The sequence below is a fragment of the Erythrobacter colymbi genome, from assembly GCF_002155685.1.
GTDB classification, from domain to species: Bacteria; Pseudomonadota; Alphaproteobacteria; order Sphingomonadales; family Sphingomonadaceae; genus Erythrobacter; species Erythrobacter colymbi.
This window is the reverse complement of sequence record NZ_MUYK01000007.1, coordinates 24,514-43,219: the sequence shown is the minus strand read 5'-3', so window position 1 is coordinate 43,219 and position 18,706 is coordinate 24,514. Positions and strand designations below refer to the sequence as shown.

22 protein-coding genes are annotated in these 18,706 nt (G+C 67.8%); 15 read left to right on the top strand and 7 right to left on the bottom strand.

Features of this window, described 5'->3' with window-relative positions; genetic code table 11:
* Window positions 1–112 precede the first annotated feature (112 nt).
* The 7 genes from mutM (at window position 113) to BZF57_RS14050 (ending at window position 6,085) form a co-directional block, all read left to right on the top strand.
* Complete coding sequence (mutM, locus tag BZF57_RS14080; protein ID WP_086739062.1) at window positions 113–928, top strand: bifunctional DNA-formamidopyrimidine glycosylase/DNA-(apurinic or apyrimidinic site) lyase; 816 nt, start codon at window positions 113–115, stop codon at window positions 926–928.
* Window positions 929–1,079: 151 nt separating this feature from the next.
* Window positions 1,080–1,340 carry a 30S ribosomal protein S20 gene (gene rpsT / locus BZF57_RS14075; RefSeq protein WP_086739060.1) on the top strand — a complete coding sequence of 87 codons (261 nt, stop codon included), beginning with the start codon at window positions 1,080–1,082 and terminating at the stop codon, window positions 1,338–1,340.
* A gap of 521 nt (window positions 1,341–1,861) precedes the next feature.
* A complete protein-coding gene (gene dnaA / locus BZF57_RS14070) occupies window positions 1,862–3,265 on the top strand; it encodes a chromosomal replication initiator protein DnaA (protein ID WP_086739058.1) in 1,404 nt (467 codons plus the stop codon).
* A 189-nt stretch (window positions 3,266–3,454) separates the two neighbouring features.
* Entirely contained in the window at window positions 3,455–3,877 is a 423-nt protein-coding gene (locus BZF57_RS14065) for a DUF983 domain-containing protein (protein ID WP_086739056.1), read from the top strand.
* Window positions 3,874–4,647, top strand: coding sequence for a HesA/MoeB/ThiF family protein (locus tag BZF57_RS14060; RefSeq protein WP_086739054.1), 774 nt, complete (start codon window positions 3,874–3,876; stop codon window positions 4,645–4,647). The genes BZF57_RS14065 and BZF57_RS14060 overlap by 4 nt, the downstream gene beginning before the upstream one ends.
* 72 nt (window positions 4,648–4,719) lie before the next feature.
* Window positions 4,720–5,661, top strand: coding sequence for an alpha/beta hydrolase (locus BZF57_RS14055; protein WP_086739052.1), 942 nt, complete (start codon window positions 4,720–4,722; stop codon window positions 5,659–5,661).
* A 124-nt stretch (window positions 5,662–5,785) separates the two neighbouring features.
* Complete coding sequence (locus BZF57_RS14050; protein ID WP_086739050.1) at window positions 5,786–6,085, top strand: hypothetical protein; 300 nt, start codon at window positions 5,786–5,788, stop codon at window positions 6,083–6,085.
* Window positions 6,086–6,100: 15 nt separating this feature from the next.
* Here the strand turns inward: BZF57_RS14050 and BZF57_RS14045 are convergent, their stop codons facing one another.
* Complete coding sequence (locus BZF57_RS14045; protein WP_086739048.1) at window positions 6,101–6,472, bottom strand: hypothetical protein; 372 nt, start codon at window positions 6,470–6,472, stop codon at window positions 6,101–6,103.
* On the bottom strand, window positions 6,469–7,170 hold the full coding sequence (locus BZF57_RS14040) for an NAD-dependent deacylase (protein ID WP_086739046.1): 702 nt from the start codon (window positions 7,168–7,170) through the stop codon (window positions 6,469–6,471). The genes BZF57_RS14045 and BZF57_RS14040 overlap by 4 nt, the downstream gene beginning before the upstream one ends.
* A 143-nt stretch (window positions 7,171–7,313) precedes the next feature.
* Between BZF57_RS14040 and dapB the strand changes: the two genes are divergently transcribed.
* The 6 genes from dapB to BZF57_RS14010 all read left to right on the top strand — a co-directional run bounded on the left by dapB (window position 7,314) and on the right by BZF57_RS14010 (window position 12,916).
* Window positions 7,314–8,042: a 4-hydroxy-tetrahydrodipicolinate reductase gene (gene dapB, locus BZF57_RS14035; RefSeq protein WP_086739044.1), complete on the top strand. Its 729-nt coding sequence runs from the start codon at window positions 7,314–7,316 to the stop codon at window positions 8,040–8,042.
* Window positions 8,043–8,101: 59 nt separating this feature from the next.
* Complete coding sequence (locus BZF57_RS14030; RefSeq protein ID WP_169712974.1) at window positions 8,102–9,277, top strand: M48 family metalloprotease; 1,176 nt, start codon at window positions 8,102–8,104, stop codon at window positions 9,275–9,277.
* Between the two features lie 4 nt (window positions 9,278–9,281).
* Window positions 9,282–9,923, top strand: coding sequence for a DUF6891 domain-containing protein (locus tag BZF57_RS14025; protein WP_086739042.1), 642 nt, complete (start codon window positions 9,282–9,284; stop codon window positions 9,921–9,923).
* Window positions 9,924–9,926: 3 nt separating this feature from the next.
* Window positions 9,927–10,574 (top strand): endonuclease III, encoded by a 648-nt coding sequence (nth, locus tag BZF57_RS14020; protein ID WP_086739040.1) that lies wholly within the window; start codon window positions 9,927–9,929, stop codon window positions 10,572–10,574.
* A gap of 87 nt (window positions 10,575–10,661) precedes the next feature.
* Window positions 10,662–12,434 (top strand): vWA domain-containing protein, encoded by a 1,773-nt coding sequence (locus BZF57_RS14015; protein WP_086739038.1) that lies wholly within the window; start codon window positions 10,662–10,664, stop codon window positions 12,432–12,434.
* Window positions 12,435–12,508: 74 nt separating this feature from the next.
* Window positions 12,509–12,916 carry a hypothetical protein gene (locus tag BZF57_RS14010; protein WP_086739036.1) on the top strand — a complete coding sequence of 136 codons (408 nt, stop codon included), beginning with the start codon at window positions 12,509–12,511 and terminating at the stop codon, window positions 12,914–12,916.
* Here BZF57_RS14010 and BZF57_RS14005 read toward each other — a convergent pair.
* Genes BZF57_RS14005 through dapE form a run of 3 tightly spaced genes read right to left on the bottom strand, consistent with a single transcriptional unit; the run spans window position 12,913 to window position 15,952 of the window.
* A complete protein-coding gene (locus BZF57_RS14005; RefSeq protein WP_086739034.1) occupies window positions 12,913–13,434 on the bottom strand; it encodes a DUF1643 domain-containing protein in 522 nt (173 codons plus the stop codon). The two genes, BZF57_RS14010 and BZF57_RS14005, sit on opposite strands and share 4 nt — an antisense overlap.
* A gap of 12 nt (window positions 13,435–13,446) precedes the next feature.
* Window positions 13,447–14,775: a dicarboxylate/amino acid:cation symporter gene (locus tag BZF57_RS14000; protein WP_086739032.1), complete on the bottom strand. Its 1,329-nt coding sequence runs from the start codon at window positions 14,773–14,775 to the stop codon at window positions 13,447–13,449.
* 28 nt (window positions 14,776–14,803) lie between these two features.
* Window positions 14,804–15,952 (bottom strand): succinyl-diaminopimelate desuccinylase, encoded by a 1,149-nt coding sequence (gene dapE, locus BZF57_RS13995; protein ID WP_086739030.1) that lies wholly within the window; start codon window positions 15,950–15,952, stop codon window positions 14,804–14,806.
* A 29-nt stretch (window positions 15,953–15,981) separates the two neighbouring features.
* On the opposite strand from dapE, the gene BZF57_RS13990 reads away from it, so the two are divergent.
* On the top strand, window positions 15,982–16,449 hold the full coding sequence (locus tag BZF57_RS13990) for a cupin domain-containing protein (protein WP_086739028.1): 468 nt from the start codon (window positions 15,982–15,984) through the stop codon (window positions 16,447–16,449).
* Entirely contained in the window at window positions 16,446–17,054 is a 609-nt protein-coding gene (locus BZF57_RS13985; protein WP_240505997.1) for a LysE family translocator, read from the top strand. Before BZF57_RS13990 ends, BZF57_RS13985 begins: the two co-directional genes overlap by 4 nt.
* On the opposite strand, the gene BZF57_RS13980 is transcribed toward BZF57_RS13985, so the two are convergent.
* Together BZF57_RS13980 and BZF57_RS13975 are read right to left on the bottom strand one after the other, a co-directional pair.
* Window positions 17,055–17,939 carry a S1/P1 nuclease gene (locus tag BZF57_RS13980; protein WP_086739026.1) on the bottom strand — a complete coding sequence of 295 codons (885 nt, stop codon included), beginning with the start codon at window positions 17,937–17,939 and terminating at the stop codon, window positions 17,055–17,057. It lies immediately after the preceding gene.
* Window positions 17,936–18,598, bottom strand: coding sequence for a glutathione S-transferase family protein (locus BZF57_RS13975; RefSeq protein WP_086739024.1), 663 nt, complete (start codon window positions 18,596–18,598; stop codon window positions 17,936–17,938). The genes BZF57_RS13980 and BZF57_RS13975 overlap by 4 nt, the downstream gene beginning before the upstream one ends.
* Window positions 18,599–18,706 lie beyond the last annotated feature (108 nt).

Sequence of the window (18,706 nt, the reverse complement as noted above, 5' to 3'; positions counted from 1 at the left end):
TTTGCCGCGCCGCCCGCTCCCCCGCGCTTTCACCCTTGAGGATATGATATCCGGGTGGAAGGGCGGGGGAGCGGGTGGCGCGGCCCGTGAGCGAAAGCGAACACAAACGAAAATGCCTGAGTTACCCGAAGTCGAAACCACCGTCCGCGGGCTTGCCGCCTTCCTCGAAGGCGAGCGGATCACGCGCGTCACGCTGAACCGGGCGGACCTGCGCCGTCCCTTCCCCGCCGATCTGGTGCAGGTGATGACCGGCGCCACGGTCACCGCGCTCTCGCGCCGGGCGAAATACGGCCTCCTGCACCTCGACCGCGGGGCGACGATGATCTTCCATCTCGGCATGAGCGGGCGGTGGCGGATCGATCCCGAAACGCCCGACACCCACGATCACCTGCTGATGGAAACTGAAAGTCACCGCTTCGCCCTGTGCGATCCCCGGCGCTTCGGCTCGGTCGATCTGGTGGGGACGGACGCGCTCGAGGCCTGGCCGCAATTCGCAGCTCTCGGCCCGGAGCCTTTGGGGCCGGGGCTGACGGCGGCGCATCTGAAGGCGGCATTGAAGGGCAAAACCCAGTCGATCAAGCTGTGCCTGCTCGATCAGCGGATCGTCGCTGGCTTAGGCAATATCTATGTGTGCGAGGCGCTGTGGCGCGCGGGGATCCGGCCGACGAAGCCTGCGGGCAAGGTCACGGGGCCGCAGCTTGCGCGGCTGGTGCCCGCGATCGTCGCCGTGCTCGAAGCCTCGATCCGCGACGGGGGCTCCACTTTGCGCGACTATGCCCGGCCCGACGGCGAGCTGGGCTATTTCGCAAGCAGCTTCGACGTCTACGGGCGCGAGGGGGAGGCGTGCCGGCGGGATGACGGCGGCGTGATCCAGCGTATCGCCCAAGGTGGGCGCAGTACATGGTTCTGTCCTGTCTGCCAGAGGTAGGCGAGAATCGTTGACCTTCGGGGCAGTTCTGACTATGCGCGCTGCTTTCCGGCGGTTGGGCCCTGCGCCCGCTCGCCTCTTTTCGAGCAACCGCCACCAATTTCCCGGTCGCCACAAGCGGCCTGAAGCAAACGCGAGACAGACACGAATTATGGCCAATACGCCGCAAGCCAAGAAGCGCATCATCCGCAACGCCAACCGTGCCGCCATCAACGGCGCGCGCATCAGCCGCATCCGCAGCTTCATTAAGAAGGTCGAAGCGGCTTGCGAAGCCGGTGACAAGGAAGCGGCCGCTGCGGCGCTCAAGGCGGCCCAGCCGGAAATGGCCCGCGGCGTCGCCCGCGGCGTGCTCCACAAGAACACGGTCGCGCGCAAGATGTCGCGCCTGACCAAGCGAGTCGCCACGCTCTGATTCGATTCGCCACGATCCCGTGAACGCCCGATAGGGGGTTGCACGGGGGCATCGGGCAGGATTTCGCCAAACGGGCCGCGCTGGATAAGCGCGGCCCGTTTCGTTTGCAGAAAACGCGACAAACTTCTGCAACGGAAACGCAAGGATTCCTCGCGATTCGCATGGTGAAATCCGGGTTTCTGCCGGAAAATCAGACACCTCAACGCAAGTCTGCGGGGTAGAGGCGAGTCAACAGGATTATTTCACTTTTTTTAAAAGTCCGCGCTTGCGCAAAGGCTCCGAGCGTTCTTTACATGAGCTCCACCCGGCGCGGGACAGTCCGGGTGCTTTAACAAACTGGCCGACAGGGGGGGGACTCCGGAATCACGGTTCCGGGGTGAGGAAAGGCGTTGCCTGTCGCAATGGGATGAAAATGCGTCTGCGGGCCTGTGGGTTCGGCAGGCCGTGCGTGAATTGGGGATGAGCTTGTGCACAGGACTGACAAGGCGCGGACAACAGGCCGCCAGGCCGACGAACATTTGATGGAAGATGCCGAAGCTGTAAATCTCGCTGCCGACTGGTCCGATATCAGTCAGGGGCTGCGCAAGGATCTGGGGCACCAGCTGCACAGCCAGTGGATCAAGCCGATCCAGCTGGGCGCGCTGAGCCGCGATACCGGGACGCTCGATCTCTATCTGCCGACCGAATTCTCGGCCAACTGGGTGCGTGACCGGTTCCACGATCGCCTCCAGCTTGCCTGGAGCATTGCGCGCAGCGAAGTGCGCAAGGTCAACATCATGGTCCACCCGGGCCGCCGCCAGCTGCCCGACCTGCGCCTCGATGATGGCCGCCGCGCTGCCAATGACGGTGCGAGCGCGATCGCGATGGCTGCCGGCGCGCTGGGCGATGCGACCTTCACTTCGTCGGTGGGGCTCGACCCCTCGCTGACCTTCGCCGCCTTCGTGACGGGCGAGGCGAACATTCTCGCCTGCAACGCCGCACAGCGCATGGCCGCGCTGGAGCAGCCGCAGTTCTCGCCGCTCTATCTCAAGGCGGCGACCGGGCAGGGCAAGACTCACCTCCTCCACGCGATCGGCCACGGGTATCTTCACGCCCATCCGCGCGCGCGGATCTTCTACTGCTCGGCCGAGCGCTTCATGGTCGAATTCGTGCAGGCGCTGAAGTCCAGCCAGACGATCGAGTTCAAGGCGCGCCTGCGCAGCTTTGACCTGCTGCTGGTGGACGACATCCAGTTCATCATCGGCAAGGCGAGCGCGCAGGAAGAGCTGCTCTACACTATCGACGCGCTGCTGGCCGAGGGCAAGCGGCTGGTCTTTGCCGCCGACCGCGCCCCGCAGGCGCTCGACGGGGTGGAACCGCGCCTCCTCAGCCGCCTGTCGATGGGCCTCGTCGCCGATATCCAGCCTGCCGATATCGAGCTTCGCAAGAAGATCCTCGTTTCGAAGCTTGCCCGATTCGCCCCGCTCTCGGTGCCCGAGGACGTGGTCGATTTCCTCGCCCGCACCATCACCCGCAACGTGCGCGAGCTGGTGGGGGGCCTCAACAAGCTGATCGCCTATGCGCAGCTGACCGGGCAGGACGTCTCGCTCCAGCTGGCGGAAGAACAGCTTACCGACATCCTCAGCGCGAATCGCCGCCGCATCACCATCGACGAGATCCAGCGCACCGTCTGCCAGTTCTACCGCATCGACCGCGCGGAAATGAGCAGCAAGCGCCGCGCCCGCGCGGTGGTGCGTCCGCGGCAGGTGGCGATGTATCTCTCCAAGGTGCTCACCCCGCGCTCCTACCCCGAGATCGGGCGCAAGTTCGGCGGGCGCGACCATTCGACCGTGATCCACGCGGTGCGCCTGATCGAGGACCTGCGCCAGCGCGACGCCGACATGGACGGCGATGTGCGGAGCCTGCTGCGGCAGCTGGAGAGCTGAGAGCGCGTTCCCACCCCTAACCCCTCCCGCAAGCGGGAGGGGGACTGGTAGTGCGACGCAATCACCCCTCCCGCTTGCGGGAGGGGCCGGGGGTGGGCCCGGCTTCCCCCACACCTTCTCCCCGCGATTTCGACAGCCCTTCCCACAGGCCTGTCGACAGCGCGTCCACAGGCTGTAAACAGCCTGTCCATGCCTCATCTGCGCCTTTCCCCCGAGCTTATCACCCTGCCCGATGGGTGGATTCCCGCGCTGGTCCGGGGCGCGAAGTGCCGCTGCCCGCGCTGTGGAGAGGCGCCGCTGTTCCGCAAGTGGCTGAAGCCGGTCGACCGCTGCGGGCACTGCAAGCAGGACTGGTCCTTGCAGCAAGCCGATGATTTTCCCGCCTATATCGGCATCTTCGTGGTCGGCCACCTGCTGGCGCCTGTGGTGATCGCGATGATCGCGGGCGGCCTTTCGGCCTGGGTGACGCTCGCGATCCTGCTGCCGGTGTCGATCGTGATGCTGCTCGCCATGCTCCAGCCGACCAAGGGCGCGGTGATCGCCTTCCTGTGGTGGCACGGCATCGGCGCCTTCAGGCAGGAACGCCGCGCGGCCCCGGAGGACCAGCCGTGACACTCTCTTCCGCGAGGCTCGACCGCTTCGCCCGCCACATCGTGCTCCCGGAAGTGGGCGGCGCGGGGCAGGTGCGCCTTGCCGAATCGCGCGTCGCGATCATCGGGCTGGGCGGAATCGGCTCGCCTGCGCTCCAGTATCTCGCCGCGAGCGGGATCGGGCGGCTCGCGCTGGTCGACGACGATATCGTGGATGTGAGCAACCTCCAGCGCCAGACGATCTTCACCACCCGCGATGTGGGCTACGGCAAGGCGGTCTCGGCCCGCCGCTGGCTCGCGAATTTCGACGATGCCTTGCAGGTCGACGTCTCGGACGCGCGGATCACGCCGGAGAACGCCGCAAGCCTGATCGCGGGCGCCGATCTGGTGCTCGACGGGACCGACAATTTCGCCACCCGCCTCGCCGTGTCGGACGCCTGCGTCGCGGCCGGCATCCCGCTGCTCTCGGCCGCCGTGGGCCGGTTTCAGGGGCAGGTCGGGGCATGGGCCGGGCATCTGCCGCAGGAGGCCTGCTACCGCTGCTTCGTCGGCGATGCCTTCGATGCCGAGGACTGCGACACCTGCGCGGACGATGGCATGCTCGGCGCGATGGCGGGCTGGGTCGGCAGCTTTGCCGCGATGCAGGCGGTCAAGGTGCTGCTCGCCGGAGTGAGCACGCTTGGCGCACCGGGCTGGAGCCGCCTCCACATCCTCGACGGGCTGGAGCCGGGCATGCGCACGATCCGCATCGCGCCCGATCCGGCGTGCAAGGCCTGCGCAGCTTCGGATTGATCTGACGATTTGTATGAGTAAAAGGTTCCGACTCCCCGCGTTGGCTACAACGCGGCGGGTGGGAGATTGCTCATGGCCATGAATCGCTTGGCGCTGCTTTGCGCTGCGCTCGCCCTTTTCACCGGCACCGCCGCGCGCGCGCAGGACGACCGGATGCGCGCCATCGCCACGCCGGACCAACCCGCTGCGATCCCGCTCGACACCGGCCAGCTGCCGGGCGCCGAGGTGCCGGAAAGCTGGCACAGCCAGTATGGCAGCGTCTTTGCCCGCAACGTGCGCGAGGCGACGCTCACCCCGTTCCTGCCCGATCCGGCCATCGCCACCGGCAGCGCGGTAATCGTCGCGCCGGGCGGGGGCTTCCGCACGCTTTCGATGGAGAACGAAGGCTGGCAGGTGGCCGAGGCGCTGGCCAGGCGCGGGGTGGCGGCCTTCGTGCTCAAGTACCGGCTCAACCAGACCCCGGCGAGCCTCGAGGCCTTCGCCAGCGCGCCGCCGCCGGCACCTCCCCCGCCGCCGCAGCCGGGCGAGGCGCAGACCGATCCGCGAAGCTACCAGTCGCGGCTGGGCAATATTGCGCCGATGATCGCCGACGCGCGCGCCGCCTTCGCGCTGGTGCGGGCGAACAGCGACAAGTGGAATGTCGATCCGGCCAAGATCGGGATGGTCGGCTTTTCGGCGGGCGTGATGCTGACGATAGGGACGGCGCTTGCGGGCGTGGACGCGAGGCCCGCCTTCATTGGCGACATCTACGGGCCGCTCGGCGCGGTCGAGGTGCCTGCGGACGCCCCGCCGCTGTTCGTCGCGCTGGCTGCGGACGATCCCCTGTTTCCCGAGACCGATTTCGGCCTGATCCGTGCCTGGCGCGCCGCCGGACGCCCGGTCGAGTTCCATTACTACGAACAGGGCGGCCACGGCTTCGGCATGTACGACAAGGACACGACCAGCACCGGCTGGTTCGAGGCCTTTGCCGCGTGGCTGACCATGCACGGACACATCAAGCCGGCCTCGCGCTGAGACGCGCAGGCGGGGCAGGGCTCGCCCCGCCCCGCGCTCGCCACGGCGCGACAGGAAAGCGCCCTGACACCGGAACATCGCGCATCCGTACGCGGTCGCCCTCCTTTCAAGCAAGGAGGCAGCGATGAATTTCCAGTTCGATGCGGTCATGTTCCTCGCGCTGTTCACGCTCGGCGCGGGGCTGGTGGTGGGCGTGGTCTCGTGGCTGCGCGCAAGGAATGCGCAGGCCCATCACGAGGATGCCGCAGTGGCCGAACGCCAGCGCCACGAGGATGTCGCGGCTCCGGTCGAAGGCACGCCGGGCAATATCGACCCGACGGTTTCGGATCACGGCGGCGATGCCCCCGCCCCGACCGATCCGGACCTCAGCTGGAGCAGAGAGCGCGGCGCGAACCCGCCGACGCCGATGCCGCCGCGCAATTAAGCGGGTCGCGTCACGCTAGGCAGCGCTGGCCAAACGCCGCCGAAGCAATACAGCAAGAGCGACCGCCAGCAGCGGTCCGACCACGCCGACCGCAGCGCTCCCGTACACGGCGCGGACATAAGCCTCGCCCTGCTCTGCAAGGATCGCCGGGCCGAGGTGGGCGTCGCTCACCATGTCATGCCCGCCCCATGCCCACAGCACCGCGAGCGGAAGCATCAGCAACCCCGCCGCAGGACGCCACAGGGCGAGCAGCAGGGCGGCGAGGGTGAAGCCCGCCGCCCAGCCCCACAATCCGGTGAGCGTCGGGATCTTGTCGCTGACCTCGGCGAGCGCGGGGCTGCCCGAGGCAGCCAGCACAAGACCGAGCGCGGCGCGGTGCCCCCTCATCCCGCCAGCACCTCCTCCACCCACTCCGGCACCAGCACGCTCGCCGCGCCGAGGCGGGTTTCGTGAAAGAAGCGCGAGCCCTCCGAGCGTTCGAGGTTGAGTTCGAGCGTCCGCGCGCCGTTCGCCCGCGCTTCCTGCACGAAGCCCGCGGCGGGATAGACCGCGCCGCTGGTGCCGATGCTGACGAACAGGTCGCACGCTTCGAGCGCCTGATAGATCCGGCCCATCTCGTAGGGCATCTCGCCGAACCACACGACATCGGGGCGCAAGGTCGGCGCACGGCATACGGGGCAGGCCGGGCGCTCGATCATCGTGCCGAGCCAGGGGGAGCGCATTTCGCACGAGGTGCACAGCGCGCTCTTCAGCTCGCCATGCATGTGCAGCACCCTTGCCGAGCCCCCGCGTTCGTGGAGATCGTCGACGTTCTGGGTGACGAGCAGCAGATCGCCGCGAAATTCCCGCTCCAGCCGGGCGAGCGCCTCGTGCGCCGGATTGGGCGCGACATTGGCGAGCGCGGCGCGGCGCATGTCGTAGAAATTGAGGACGAGGTTCGGGTTGCGCGCAAAGCCCTCGGGCGTGGCGACATCCTCGACCCGGTGCTGCTCCCACAGGCCCCCGGCGCTGCGGAAGGTGTCGATCCCGCTCTCGGCGGAGATCCCTGCGCCGGTGAGGATGACGATGCTGCTGGGTTGGCCCATGTCTTTCCCTTGTCGTCACCCTGAACCTGGTTGACCTTTGGTCAGCTTCGCTTCCAGAGTCCATCGCTCCACGAGCGCGGACTGAGCCTAGACGCGGGATGGATGCTGAAACAAGTTCAGCATGACGAATCAGGGATAAGACGATGCTGCAATTCGGGGTGATCGGGCACAAGGGCCGCATGGGGCAGGCGCTGGAGGCGGCGATTGCGGATGCGGGGCACGTGCTGTGCGTCGGGGTGGATGCGGGCGGGAGCATCGGGCCGCATGCGGCGCAGTGCGACGTGCTGGTCGATTTCTCCGCCCCCGATGCGCTGGCCGCCAACCTCGGCGCGGCGAAGGTCGCCGGCAAGCCCATCGTCGTCGGCACCACGGGTCTGGAAGAGCCGCATTTCGTCATGCTCGCCGAGGCTGCGAAGGCCGTGCCGGTGCTGCAATCGGGCAACTTCTCATTGGGCGTCACGCTGCTCGCGCATCTCGTCCACGAAGCCGCCGCGCGGCTCGGGCCGGAGTGGGATATCGAGGTGCTCGAGATGCACCACCGCATGAAGGTCGATGCGCCCTCGGGCACCGCCAAGCTGCTCGGCGAGGCGGCGGCGAAGGGGCGCGGGATCGTACTCGGCGACAACATGGAGAGCGGCCGCCACGGGATGACCGGCGCGCGGGCCGAGGGCGCGATCGGCTTTGCCACGCTGCGGGGCGGCACGGTGGCGGGCGAGCATTCGGTGATCTTTGCGGGCAGCGAGGAGCGGCTTACCCTGTCGCACTCGGCCGAGAACCGTATGATCTTTGCCCGTGGCGCGGTGAAGGCGGCCGCGTGGCTCACCGGCCAGCCCGCTGGCCGCTACACCATGCAGGACGTGCTCGGGCTGTGAGGCTTGACGCCGCACGGGCGCGGTGTATTACTCAGGCAATACACTAGGGGTCACCGATCATGCAAACCACGCTGACGCCCGCGCAGGAAGCCGCGCGGCTGGTCGATACGCTCGGGCCCGACGCGCTCGCCAGGGCGCAGGCCTATACCACCGGCAACCACTGGATGCTGCTCGGCGGCCTGGCGGTATCCCTGCTGGTCGCCTTCGTCATGGTGCGCTTGCATCTGCTCGACCGGATCGCCGCGCGCTTCCGCGAGCCGCGCCGGTTCTTTCCCACACTCGTCGTGGCGGCGGGGTTCCTGCTGATCTCGACCGTGCTCGCGCTGCCGTGGGAGCTCTATGCGGACTGGTACCGCGAGCGCAGCTATGGCCTCTCCAGCCAGCCGCTTGGCGATTACCTCGGCCAGATGGCGATCAGCGAGACGATCAGCACCGTGCTCGGCGCTCTGTTCCTTGCCGGGGTCTATGCCCTGATCCGCAAGACCGGCCGGCGCTGGTGGCTGTGGAGCGGGGGTCTGGCGGGGATCGTGACGCTGCTCGGCCTGCTCGCCGGGCCGCCGCTGATCGAACCGCTGTTCAACGATTACAAGCCCGTGCCGCCGGGCGAGGTGCGCACCGCGCTCGAGCAGATCGCCGATGATGTCGACATCCCGCACGACCGGATCTTCATGTACGACGGATCGCGCCAGTCGGACCGCTTCACCGCCAATGTCTCCGGCCTCGGCCCCTCGGCGCGGATCGCGATCTCGGACGTGGCGCTGAAGCAGGCGAGCCTCGCCGAAGTGCGCGCGGTGACCGGACACGAGGCGGGGCACTACAAGCTCGGCCATGTGTGGCGCTATGTCGTGATCTTCCCGCTGCTGGCGATGCTGTTCTTCTTCCTGCTCGACCGCATGTTCGCCCCGACCGCGCGGGCGCTGGGAAGCGACGCGCAGCTTGACGAGCCGCGCGGCCTGCCGGTGTTCGCCGTGGTGGGATCGGTCCTTGGCCTGCTGGCGCTCCCGCTCACCAACACCATCACCCGCATGGGCGAGACCGAGGCGGACCTCTATTCGCTCCAGACCGTGAACGAGCCCGATGCCCTCGCCTCGGCGCTGGTGAAGACCGCCGAGTACCGCTACCCCCGCCCCTCGCCGCTCGAGGAGATGCTATTCTACACCCACCCCTCGGTCGAAAAGCGCGCGACGATGGCGATGGAATGGAAGCGGTCGCATCCTCCGGCAGCAGCGGAATAGAAGCATGGAAGACGATGTCGACGATCTGGCCTACTACCGCAAAACGGTGGAAGTGCTGATCGCGGGCGGGTTCTTCAACGAGGACGATCTCGAGACTTTCATCGCCGATATGGCCTTCGATCCGAACGGGGCGCCCCATGCCACCGCGGTGCGCGATCATGCGCTGGCGGTGATGGATGCCAAGCGTGCGGCGGAAGCGGGCTGGCCCGCCGTGACCGACTGGGACCGCCTCGCCCGCGCCTTCGATGCGCTGGAAGCGGGCGGCATCCTTGCGCTCCACAACGCCGGGATGACCACCAGCGATGCGCATGGCGATGCCTGGGACCTGATCGGCCGCGATCCGCCGGGCAAATGGCGCGGCTTTGCCTTCTACCACGGGCAGGATCTGGAGCGGGTGGTGGCAGGCGATGCGCTTTACATCGGCTTCGATGCGGTTGCCGAAGGGGCCGAGGCGAAGCGCGCCATCGGCGAGGCGATCGTCGCGGCGCTCAAGGCGGGAGGCTTCGCCCCCAACTGGAACGGCGATCCCGAAACGCGGCTCGATGTGCCGGGGATCAATTGGCAGAAGCGCACCAACTGGGTCCGCAAGCCGGCCCCGCGCGGGACGGCGGCCGGGAACAGCCTGTGGCGCAGGTTGTTCGGCTGAGACATGAAACGCGACCAGATCTTCGAATTCTTCCGGCGCCTCGCCGAAGACAACCCCTCGCCCCAGACCGAGCTGGAATATGGCAATGCCTACCAGCTGCTCGTCGCCGTGGCGCTATCGGCGCAGGCGACCGATGTGGGGGTGAACAAGGCCACGCGCGCGCTGTTCGCCAAGGTCGAGACACCGCAGCAGATGCTGGCGCTCGGCGAGGAGGGGCTGAAGGAGCACATCAAGACCATCGGCCTGTTCAATTCCAAGGCCAAGAACGTCATCGCGCTTTCGCAGATCCTCGTCGATGACTACGGCGGAGACGTGCCGGACAGCCGCGACAAGTTGGTGAAGCTCCCCGGGGTTGGCCGCAAGACCGCCAATGTCGTGCTCAATTGCTGGTTCGGGCAGGAGACCTTCGCGGTCGATACGCACATCTTCCGCGTCTCCAACCGCACCGGCATGGCCAAGGGCAAGACCCCCGAACAGGTCGAGGCGAAGCTGGAGAAGCGCGTGCCCCAGCCCTTCCGCCGGGATTCGCACCACTGGATGATCCTCCACGGCCGCTACCTGTGCAAGGCGCGGACGCCCGAATGCTGGCGCTGCAAAGTCGTGGACCTGTGTTCGTTCCGCAAGAAAGTGCTGGAAAATCCGCGCGGGTGAGCCGGCAAATCCCGTTGCAAAACCATACCATTAGGCGCGGTGCCCGAATCGGGTTAGTCTCTTCCGACATAACAGGGGAGATGAGCCATGCGCTTTTCCAAGTCGTCCCGCCGCGCTCTGATGATGGGCGCCTGTCTGTCGCTGCTGGCACCGCCGGCCTTCGCGCAGGACACCTCCCCACCGCCCGAAGACGAGGATGATGCTGCCAGTCAGATGATCATCGTCACCGGCGCCCGCATCCGGCAGGGCGGCGCGCAGGATGTGAAGCACTTCCGCTCGATCGCGCTCGACGATCAGGCTGCCGAACCCGGCCTGCCCTCGCCCGCCAGCTTCACGGTCGAAGGGCTGATGGGCGAACATGACCTGATGCTGCCGCCCAAGGGCGAGTGTGCGCAGCTGTTCTGCGTCGCCACCCACGCCAAGGCCTCGGCCCGCACGCCGGGGCAGTATTTCGTCGGCATCGGCTTCGACAGCGGGATCGACGCGGAGACCTATGCCGCCGAGCCGATCAGCCTGATCGCGGTGGTCGACCGCTCCGGCTCGATGACCGGCGAACCGATCGCGCGGGTCAAGGAAGGGCTTCACGCGGTGATCGACAAGCTGGGCGAGAAGGACCGGCTCGGCATCGTGATCTACGGCACCACCTCGCTCGTTCACCAGCCGGTGATCGATGTCGCGGGCAACAAGGAAGCGCTTCACCGCGCGGTCGATGCCATCGCAATCGACGGGTCGACCTCGATGGAGGCGGGCATGAAGCTGGGCTTCGCGACGGCCTTTGCCGAACTGCCCAACAGCCGCGGCAAGACCCGCATGATGCTGTTCACCGACGAGAACCCCAACACCGGCAACACCACGGCCGAAGGTTTCATGGCGCAGGCGATCGACGGATCGCGCAAGGGCGTCGGCCTCACCACCATCGGCGTCGGCGCGCACTTCGACGGGGCGCTCGCGACGCGGGTGTCGAGCGTGCGCGGCGGCAACCTGTTCTTCGTGCCGCGCGAAGGCGCCGCGGGCGAGCTGTTCACGAAGGAGTTCGGCAACATGGTGAGCGAGGTCGCGCAGGACCTCGTCATCTCGATCGACCCGGCTCCGGGCGTGAAGGTGGGTGCGATTTACGGCGTGCCGGGCGAGCTGATCGCCGACGCCGGCAACGGCACGGTGACGGTGACCGTGGGAAGCGCGTTCCTCTCGAGCAGCGGCGGCGGGATCTTCGCCACGCTCGATGGCGATGCCAAGGGCGCGCCGCTCGCCGAGATCGCGGTGAGCTACACCGATGCCATCACCCAGAAGCGCGCAAGCCACGCCGACCGCGTCGCCCTGTCGGAGGAAGGCGTCCCCGCCAACCTCGCCAAGGCCGAGCTGCTGGTCGATCAGTTCGAGACCACCCGCGCGGCGCTTGCCGCCTATCGCGACACGCGGGACGCCAAGGGCGCGGCGGAGCTGCTCGCAGGCCTTGCCGGGCGGATCAGGACCTCGGGCCTCGAGGGCATGGACGGCGAGCTCCAGCTGGTCACCGGCCTCGAAGCGAAGGCCGGGCGCCTCGCCGCGCTGCCCAAGTCGCAGCTTCCCGGCCGGATCTCCGAGGTGTTCGGTGACTGGAAGGTGCTGCGCCACAAGGGCGTCGACGATGTCGCGCGCGGCGACGTGATCCAGATCAGCCAGGACGGCGAATTCGTCACCGAGCGCAACAGCGGCCGCGATACGGGGGATACGATCTACCAGTCCTTCGCGATCAACGAAAAGCAGCTGCACATCGAAGGCACCGATCTCGTCTTCAACTTCAGCGTCAGCAACAACCGCCTGTATCTGCGCAATCCCAAGGACGGGGTCGAGATCCTGATGGAGCGCGACGAGACCTGACGGGCCACATGGATTAAGGCGCGGTTCAAGCGCGGGGGCGATGATGGCGTGCTTCTCAGGTGGAGAGACACGCCATGACCCTGCGCCCCCTTGCCTTGGCCGCCCTGCCCTTGCTTGCCCTCGCCGGCTGCTCGCCGCGCGATCCCGAAGCTATCGCCGCCGCCGATGCGGCGCGCACGCCTGCGGTCAAGGAGCTGGGCGAGGGCGTAAGCTGCATCAACCGCTCACAGGTGCGCGCCACGGTGGTGCGCACGGACAAGGTGATCGATTTCGAGATGCAGGGCGGCAAGGTCTATCGCAACACGCTCAAGGCGCGCTGCCCCGGCCTCGGCTGGGACCGCGCGATCGCCTACGAGACCTCGATCGACCAGCTCTGCACGCCGCAGATCATCTACGTGCTGCAAACCACCGGCGGCACGCTGCAACGCGGCGCAGGCTGCTCGCTGGGCGCGTTCGTGCCGGTGGAGTATGTTAAGGACTAGGCGGGACGCCGCCACAGCGGCAGCGGCGTCTCGTGGATCAGGATCTGCGGGTGGCGCGGATAGCCGCTCTTCAGATGCGTGAGGCAGTGGAGCGGCTTTCCAGCGGCCTCGAGGACACCGGCAACCTCGCGCCATCGTGCGGCATGGCTGGCCGGTATCTTTCCCGCTGCACCCCAGGCGACGACAACCGTGTCGGCCTCGCGGGCGAGGGCGGCGAGGTGCGCGTCATTTTCCGGCCCGACGGGATCATCGACCCGCGCCAGCTCGCGTACGTCGTGCGTGCGCCACGCGAAGAGATTGCCGATGATCGCGCGACCGAAGCCGAGGCGGCGGCATAGCGCCTGCACCCGGTCGATGGTCGGATCGTCGAGGTCTGCCGTCGCGCGCGAGGGGTTGATCATCACGATGCCGAGCGAAGGGCCGGGCCCGATGATCCGCTCAAGCCGATAACGATAGCGCTCGCAGGGCGAGAACACCGCAGGGCCGGGATGCCGGGTCGGCCAGCGCCGCTCCGCCATCGTGCTGCTCCCCTAGCGCCCCTCTCCGAAATTGCTCTCGTCCAGCTCCAGCCCCGCGCGCCCATCCGCCGCCGTATGCGCCGGAGCGTGGGGGTGGTCGACCACCTCGGGCTCCTCGACCTCGAGCATCCCCTCCCACTTGGTGATCACCGCGGTTGCCACGGCGTTGCCGACCACGTTGGTCGCCGTGCGGCCCATGTCGAGGAACTGGTCGATGGCGAGGATGATCGCCACGCCCTCCACCGGCAGCCCGAACATTGCCAGCGTGCCGGTGATGACCACAAGGCTCGCGCGCGGCACGGCGGCGATGCCCTTCGAGGAAATCATCAGCGTCAGCAGGATCATGATCTGCGTGCCGACGCTGAGGTCCATGCCATAGGCCTGCGCGATGAAGATCGTCGCGAAGCTCATGTACATCATCGAGCCGTCGAGATTGAAGCTGTAGCCCAGTGGCAGCATGAAGCCCGAGATGCGGCGCGGCACGCCGAAGCGGTCGAGCTGCTCGAACAGCTTGGGCAGCGCGGCCTCGCTCGAAGCGGTCGAGAAGGCAATCATCAGCGGCTGGCGGATGTAGCGGATCAGCGCGAAGATGCGGCGCCCAAGGAACACCGCACCCGCCGACAGCAGGATCACCCACAAGAGCACCAGCGAGAAATAGAACTCGGTCAGGAGTTGCAGATAGGTGCCGAGGATCGCGAGCCCGCTCGCCGCCACGACATTGGCGAGCGCGCCGAACACCGCGACGGGCGCATAGCGCATCACGTAGCCGGTGACCTGAAGCATCATCTCCGCAAGCGCATCCGCCCCCTTGACCAGCGCCGCGCCCTTCTCGCCGATGGCGGACAGGGCGACACCCGCGAAGATCGAGAACACCAGAATTTGCAGGATATTGTTGGTCGCCAGCGCCTCGACCGCGTTCTTGGGGAAGATCGAGAGGATGAAGTCGGTCGCCTTCAACTCCTTGACCTCGCCCACCGCGGCCGCCGCCGTTGCAACGTCCGGGATCGGCGCGCCGACGCCGGGCTGGAAGAAGTTCACGAGCACAAGGCCCAGACCGATCGAGACGAGGCTCGCGGTGATGAACCACAGCAGCGCACGCACCCCGATGCGGCCGAGCGCGGCGCTGTCACCCATATGCGCGATGCCGACGACGATGGTCGAGAGCACCAGCGGCGCGACCAGCATCTTGATGAGGTTGAGGAAGATATCCGACAGCAGCTTGAACCACGGCGCGATGTCGGCCTTGATCACGTCGGCGGGCACCATCTGGTTGAGCAGCTGGCCGACGATCACGCCCAGCACCATGCCGATCAGGATGTAGAGGGTAAGCTTGCGATCCATGAATGCTCCCGTCCGCGTGTCGCGGGTGTTATTCCGTGTCGGCCAGCGCCAGTGCGTCAGCTGCGATGCGGGCATAGATGCGCGCGAGCACGGCAAGGTCGGGGATGGCCACCGCCTCGTCGCGCTTGTGCATCGTCGCGTTGCACAGGCCGAATTCGATCACCGGGCAGACCGCGCGCAGGAAGCGCGCGTCGGATGTGCCACCGGTGGTGCTGAGTTCGGGCGCAATGCCGGTTTCGGCCTCGACCGCCGCGCTCACCAGCTTCGAGAAGGCGCCCGGTTCGGTCAGGAAGGGCTCGCCCGAGATCACGGGCCGCGCCTTGCCGCCGTGCTTTTCGGCGATGGCCATCACGCGCTCGGACAGGCTCTTGCCGGTGTGGAGATCGTTGAAGCGGATCGAGATGCGCGCCGCCCCGCCTGCGGGGATCACGTTGTGCGCCTTGTTGCCGACGTTGATGTCGGTGATCTCGAGGTTCGAGGGCTGGAACCACTTGGTGCCCGTATCGAGCGTCAGCGAGTCCAGTTCGCCGAGGATAGCGACCAGCTTCGGCAGCGGGTTGTCGGCCAGGTGCGGATAGGCGACGTGGCCCTGCGTGCCCTCGACATCGATGAAGATGTTGACCGAGCCGCGCCGTCCGATCTTCACCATGTCGCCAAGGCGGTTGACCGAGGTCGGCTCGCCGACAAGGCACAGGTCGGGACGGATGCCCTCGGCCGCCATGTAGTCGATCAAGGCGCGGGTGCCGTGGAGCGCGGGGCCTTCCTCGTCGCCGGTGATGAGGAAGCTGATGGTGCCGGCTTCGGCAGGCACTTCGGCGACGGCGGCGACCATCGCGGCGATCGCGCCCTTCATGTCGACCGCACCGCGCCCGTGGAGCAGCTCGCCGCGCACCTGCGGCTCGAACGGGTCGGAGGCCCAGCCTTCACCCGGCGGGACGACATCGAGGTGCCCGGCAAAGGCGAAGTGCTTCGTGCCCTCGGGGCCCTGGCGGATGGCGAAAAGGTTCTCGACCGGTGCCTCGTCGGAGCCCTCCGCTCCCTCGCCCCGCGTGAAGCGGTGGACCGCAAAGCCGAGCGGCTCCAGCATCGCCGCGAGCGCATCGAACACGGCCCCGGTCGCAGGCGTAACGGAAGGCGCGGCGATCAGGCGCTTGGCAAGGTCGGTGACGTCGAGCATTGTCGATGGCCTAGCAGGAGTTGCCGCCGATGCCCAAGCTTGATCTTGCCGCGATTCCCCAGACCAATGCGACCGGATACCCGCCCCCCTATGACGCTGCGGTCGAAGGGCGGTGGTATCGCCGCCTTGCCCCCGTGGCCGGCCTGACCCGCATGGGAGCGAGCCACTGCACGCTGCTGCCCGGCGCCTTCTCCTCGCACCGCCACTGGCACCGCGAGGAGGACGAGCTGGTGGTGATGCTCGCAGGCGAGGCGGTGCTGATCGACGATCACGGCGAGACAATCGTGGGGCCGGGCGACGTGCTCGCCTTCCCGGCGGGCGAGGCCAACGGGCACCACCTCCACAACCGCTCGTCCGAGCCTTGCGTCTTCGTCGCCGTCAGCGCGGGCGACCATGAGCGCGACAGCGGCGAATATCCGGACATCGACATGGTGTTTGACGCCGAAGGTTACGCCCGCAAGGACGGCACCCGCTACGAGGCCAGGCGCACCCCGTGATCGACCTTGTCGGTTTCGCCATCGCCGTCCTCATCGTCGAGCTGACCCCCGGCCCCAACATGGCGTGGCTGGCGACACTGACGATCTCCGAGGGCCGCCGCGCGGGGCTCGGCGCGGTGGCGGGGGTCACGCTGGGGCTCGCTGCCAATGCGGCGCTGAGCGTGCTCGCGGCGAGCGTGATCCTCGAGACCGACGGGCCGCTGGGCCGCGCGGTCTCGCTGCTGGCGGCGGCGATGATGACGTGGCTGGCGTGGGACGCATGGAAAGGCTCGGCGGACACCGCGCAGTTCGAACGCGCGGGCCGCAGCGGGCGCCATGCGCTGGCGGGGTTTGCGCTCAACCTGCTCAACCCCAAGGCCGCGCTGTTCCTCGTCGCGGTGATGCCGCAGTTCGTGCCGGGCGGTCAGCCGACGATCCCGCAGGGCTTCGTCTTCGCGGCGACCAGCGTCACCATCGCCACGGTGATCCACCTCGCGCTGGTGTTCGGGGCGGAGCGGGCGCGCGGGGCGCTGCTGGCCGAGGCCCGTGCGCGGATGGTGCGGCGGGTGCTGGCAGTCGCGATGCTTGGCGTCGCGGCGTGGTTTCTGACGAAGGCTTTCAGCTAGCTAGGGCCGCCGCCGCTCGTCCGGCACCACCAGCGGCCCCGGCGCAAAGGCGCTTTCGAGCAGGCCTGCGATCCTGAGCCCGGCCTGCACCACCCGCTTGCGCGCCACCGGCACGCCGCGCACGATGTCCTCCTGCGTCAGCGCGGTCTTCTCGGGCAGCTTGCCGTCGCACAGATTGTCGGTGTCGAAGGCGGTCGGATAGACGAAGCTGCGCGCGATCTCCCAGCTCTCGCGGCCCCAGTCGTCGGGCGTGCCGCTGGCCAGTTCGGCGCGCTCGGCCGCCGAGTAGGGCCGCACCACCGGATCGGCCGGATCGCTGATCGCGCGCTCGGCCAGCGGGCCGTCCCAGATCCAGTGGAGGTTGAGCGACGGGATGATGCCGTAATCGGCCTCGCGCGCGTTGCCGCCGCGGTCCTCGTTGTCGCCCGAATGGAGCGGCATGTGCACATCGCCCGCGAAGTGGACCATGAAAGCGAGCGCTTCCAGACGCACCGCCGGCGGCAGGCTCTCGTCGGCGAGCACGCGGTGGGCACGGGTGATCTGGGCGGTGACGCAATTGCCCCCGGCGCAGTTCGCGCGCGGGTCGAACACCTGGCAGATCGGCGCAGTGCGATAGTGCCATGCGGCGGTGTAGCCCCAGCGCCAGCCCTCGCCGCGCACGCAATCGGCCCAGACCGCCGCGTCCTCGAGCGTCTTCAGCGGACATTTCGGCGTGCCGAGGTCCTTCTCGTAGGCGAGCAGCGCGCGGATTTTCGCGCGCACCTGCGGCGAGACATTCGCGGCGGCGACGCGCGCGGTCTGGCGGTGGGCATATTCGCCCCACGCGCTCGCGGGCGCGGGCAGCAGCGCGAACAGCGCCAGCACAGCCGCCAGCCAGAGCCTCATGCGACCACCTCGTACTGCTCGATCACCCATTCCTCGTGCTCCGCCGCCTCGATCCATTCGCGCATCCAGTCGTGCTCGCAGATCGCCTGCATATAGGCCTGCGCGAAACCGGGGACGCCGATGCCGTAGGTGACGAAACGCGTCACCACCGGAGCGTAGAAGATGTCGGCCGCCCCGAAAGTTCCGAACAGGTAAGGCCCCGCGCTGCCATGGCGCGCGCGGGCTTCGGCCCACAGGGTGAGGATGCGCACGATATCGTGGCGGGTGGTCTCGGTGAGGCCGGGCAATTCCACCCGGCGGCGGATGTTCATCGGCAGTTCGCGGCGCAGCGACTGGTAGCCCGAGTGCATCTCGGCGACCATCGCGCGGGCCATGCCGCGCGCGGTCTCGTCCTTGGGCCAGAAGCGCTCGCGCCCGACCTTGTCGGCGCAGTATTCGAGGATCGCGAGGCTGTCCCACACCACCGTGTCGCCATCCCACAGGATCGGCACCTTGCCGCTGGAGGGCTGCACCTCGCCCATGTCGTGCTTCAGCCGGTCCCACTCCTCGCCCATGATCGGCACGGTCAGCTCGTCGAAATGCAGCCCCGACTGCTTGACCGCGAGCCAGCCGCGCAACGACCAGCTGGAATAGTTCTTGTTGCCGATGATGAGTTTCATGGGTCTGCGCTCCACCTGCGAGACGGGTTATGCCGCTCCCCTAGGAATTCAGACTGGCACTGTCGAGGCTGAACGGGTTATCGGGCGGCGGTCACAAGGAGTTTGCGC

What these genes read in the sequence shown, in the direction of transcription:
- BZF57_RS14000 (WP_086739032.1), bottom strand. Translation starts at nt 14,775, where the DNA reads ATGGATCGCAAGCTTACCCTCTACATCCTGATCGGCATGGTGCTGGGC.
- dapB (WP_086739044.1), top strand. Translation starts at nt 7,314, where the DNA reads ATGCTGCAATTCGGGGTGATCGGGCACAAGGGCCGCATGGGGCAGGCG.
- BZF57_RS14050 (WP_086739050.1), top strand. Translation starts at nt 5,786, where the DNA reads ATGAATTTCCAGTTCGATGCGGTCATGTTCCTCGCGCTGTTCACGCTC.
- BZF57_RS13980 (WP_086739026.1), bottom strand. Translation starts at nt 17,939, where the DNA reads ATGAGGCTCTGGCTGGCGGCTGTGCTGGCGCTGTTCGCGCTGCTGCCC.
- BZF57_RS14025 (WP_086739042.1), top strand. Translation starts at nt 9,282, where the DNA reads ATGGAAGACGATGTCGACGATCTGGCCTACTACCGCAAAACGGTGGAA.
- nth (WP_086739040.1), top strand. Translation starts at nt 9,927, where the DNA reads ATGAAACGCGACCAGATCTTCGAATTCTTCCGGCGCCTCGCCGAAGAC.
- BZF57_RS14030 (WP_169712974.1), top strand. Translation starts at nt 8,102, where the DNA reads ATGCAAACCACGCTGACGCCCGCGCAGGAAGCCGCGCGGCTGGTCGAT.
- BZF57_RS13975 (WP_086739024.1), bottom strand. Translation starts at nt 18,598, where the DNA reads ATGAAACTCATCATCGGCAACAAGAACTATTCCAGCTGGTCGTTGCGC.
- BZF57_RS13990 (WP_086739028.1), top strand. Translation starts at nt 15,982, where the DNA reads ATGCCCAAGCTTGATCTTGCCGCGATTCCCCAGACCAATGCGACCGGA.
- BZF57_RS14040 (WP_086739046.1), bottom strand. Translation starts at nt 7,170, where the DNA reads ATGGGCCAACCCAGCAGCATCGTCATCCTCACCGGCGCAGGGATCTCC.
- rpsT (WP_086739060.1), top strand. Translation starts at nt 1,080, where the DNA reads ATGGCCAATACGCCGCAAGCCAAGAAGCGCATCATCCGCAACGCCAAC.
- BZF57_RS14015 (WP_086739038.1), top strand. Translation starts at nt 10,662, where the DNA reads ATGCGCTTTTCCAAGTCGTCCCGCCGCGCTCTGATGATGGGCGCCTGT.
- dapE (WP_086739030.1), bottom strand. Translation starts at nt 15,952, where the DNA reads ATGCTCGACGTCACCGACCTTGCCAAGCGCCTGATCGCCGCGCCTTCC.
- BZF57_RS14005 (WP_086739034.1), bottom strand. Translation starts at nt 13,434, where the DNA reads ATGGCGGAGCGGCGCTGGCCGACCCGGCATCCCGGCCCTGCGGTGTTC.
- mutM (WP_086739062.1), top strand. Translation starts at nt 113, where the DNA reads ATGCCTGAGTTACCCGAAGTCGAAACCACCGTCCGCGGGCTTGCCGCC.
- BZF57_RS14055 (WP_086739052.1), top strand. Translation starts at nt 4,720, where the DNA reads ATGGCCATGAATCGCTTGGCGCTGCTTTGCGCTGCGCTCGCCCTTTTC.
- dnaA (WP_086739058.1), top strand. Translation starts at nt 1,862, where the DNA reads ATGGAAGATGCCGAAGCTGTAAATCTCGCTGCCGACTGGTCCGATATC.
- BZF57_RS14065 (WP_086739056.1), top strand. Translation starts at nt 3,455, where the DNA reads ATGCCTCATCTGCGCCTTTCCCCCGAGCTTATCACCCTGCCCGATGGG.
- BZF57_RS14010 (WP_086739036.1), top strand. Translation starts at nt 12,509, where the DNA reads ATGACCCTGCGCCCCCTTGCCTTGGCCGCCCTGCCCTTGCTTGCCCTC.
- BZF57_RS14045 (WP_086739048.1), bottom strand. Translation starts at nt 6,472, where the DNA reads ATGAGGGGGCACCGCGCCGCGCTCGGTCTTGTGCTGGCTGCCTCGGGC.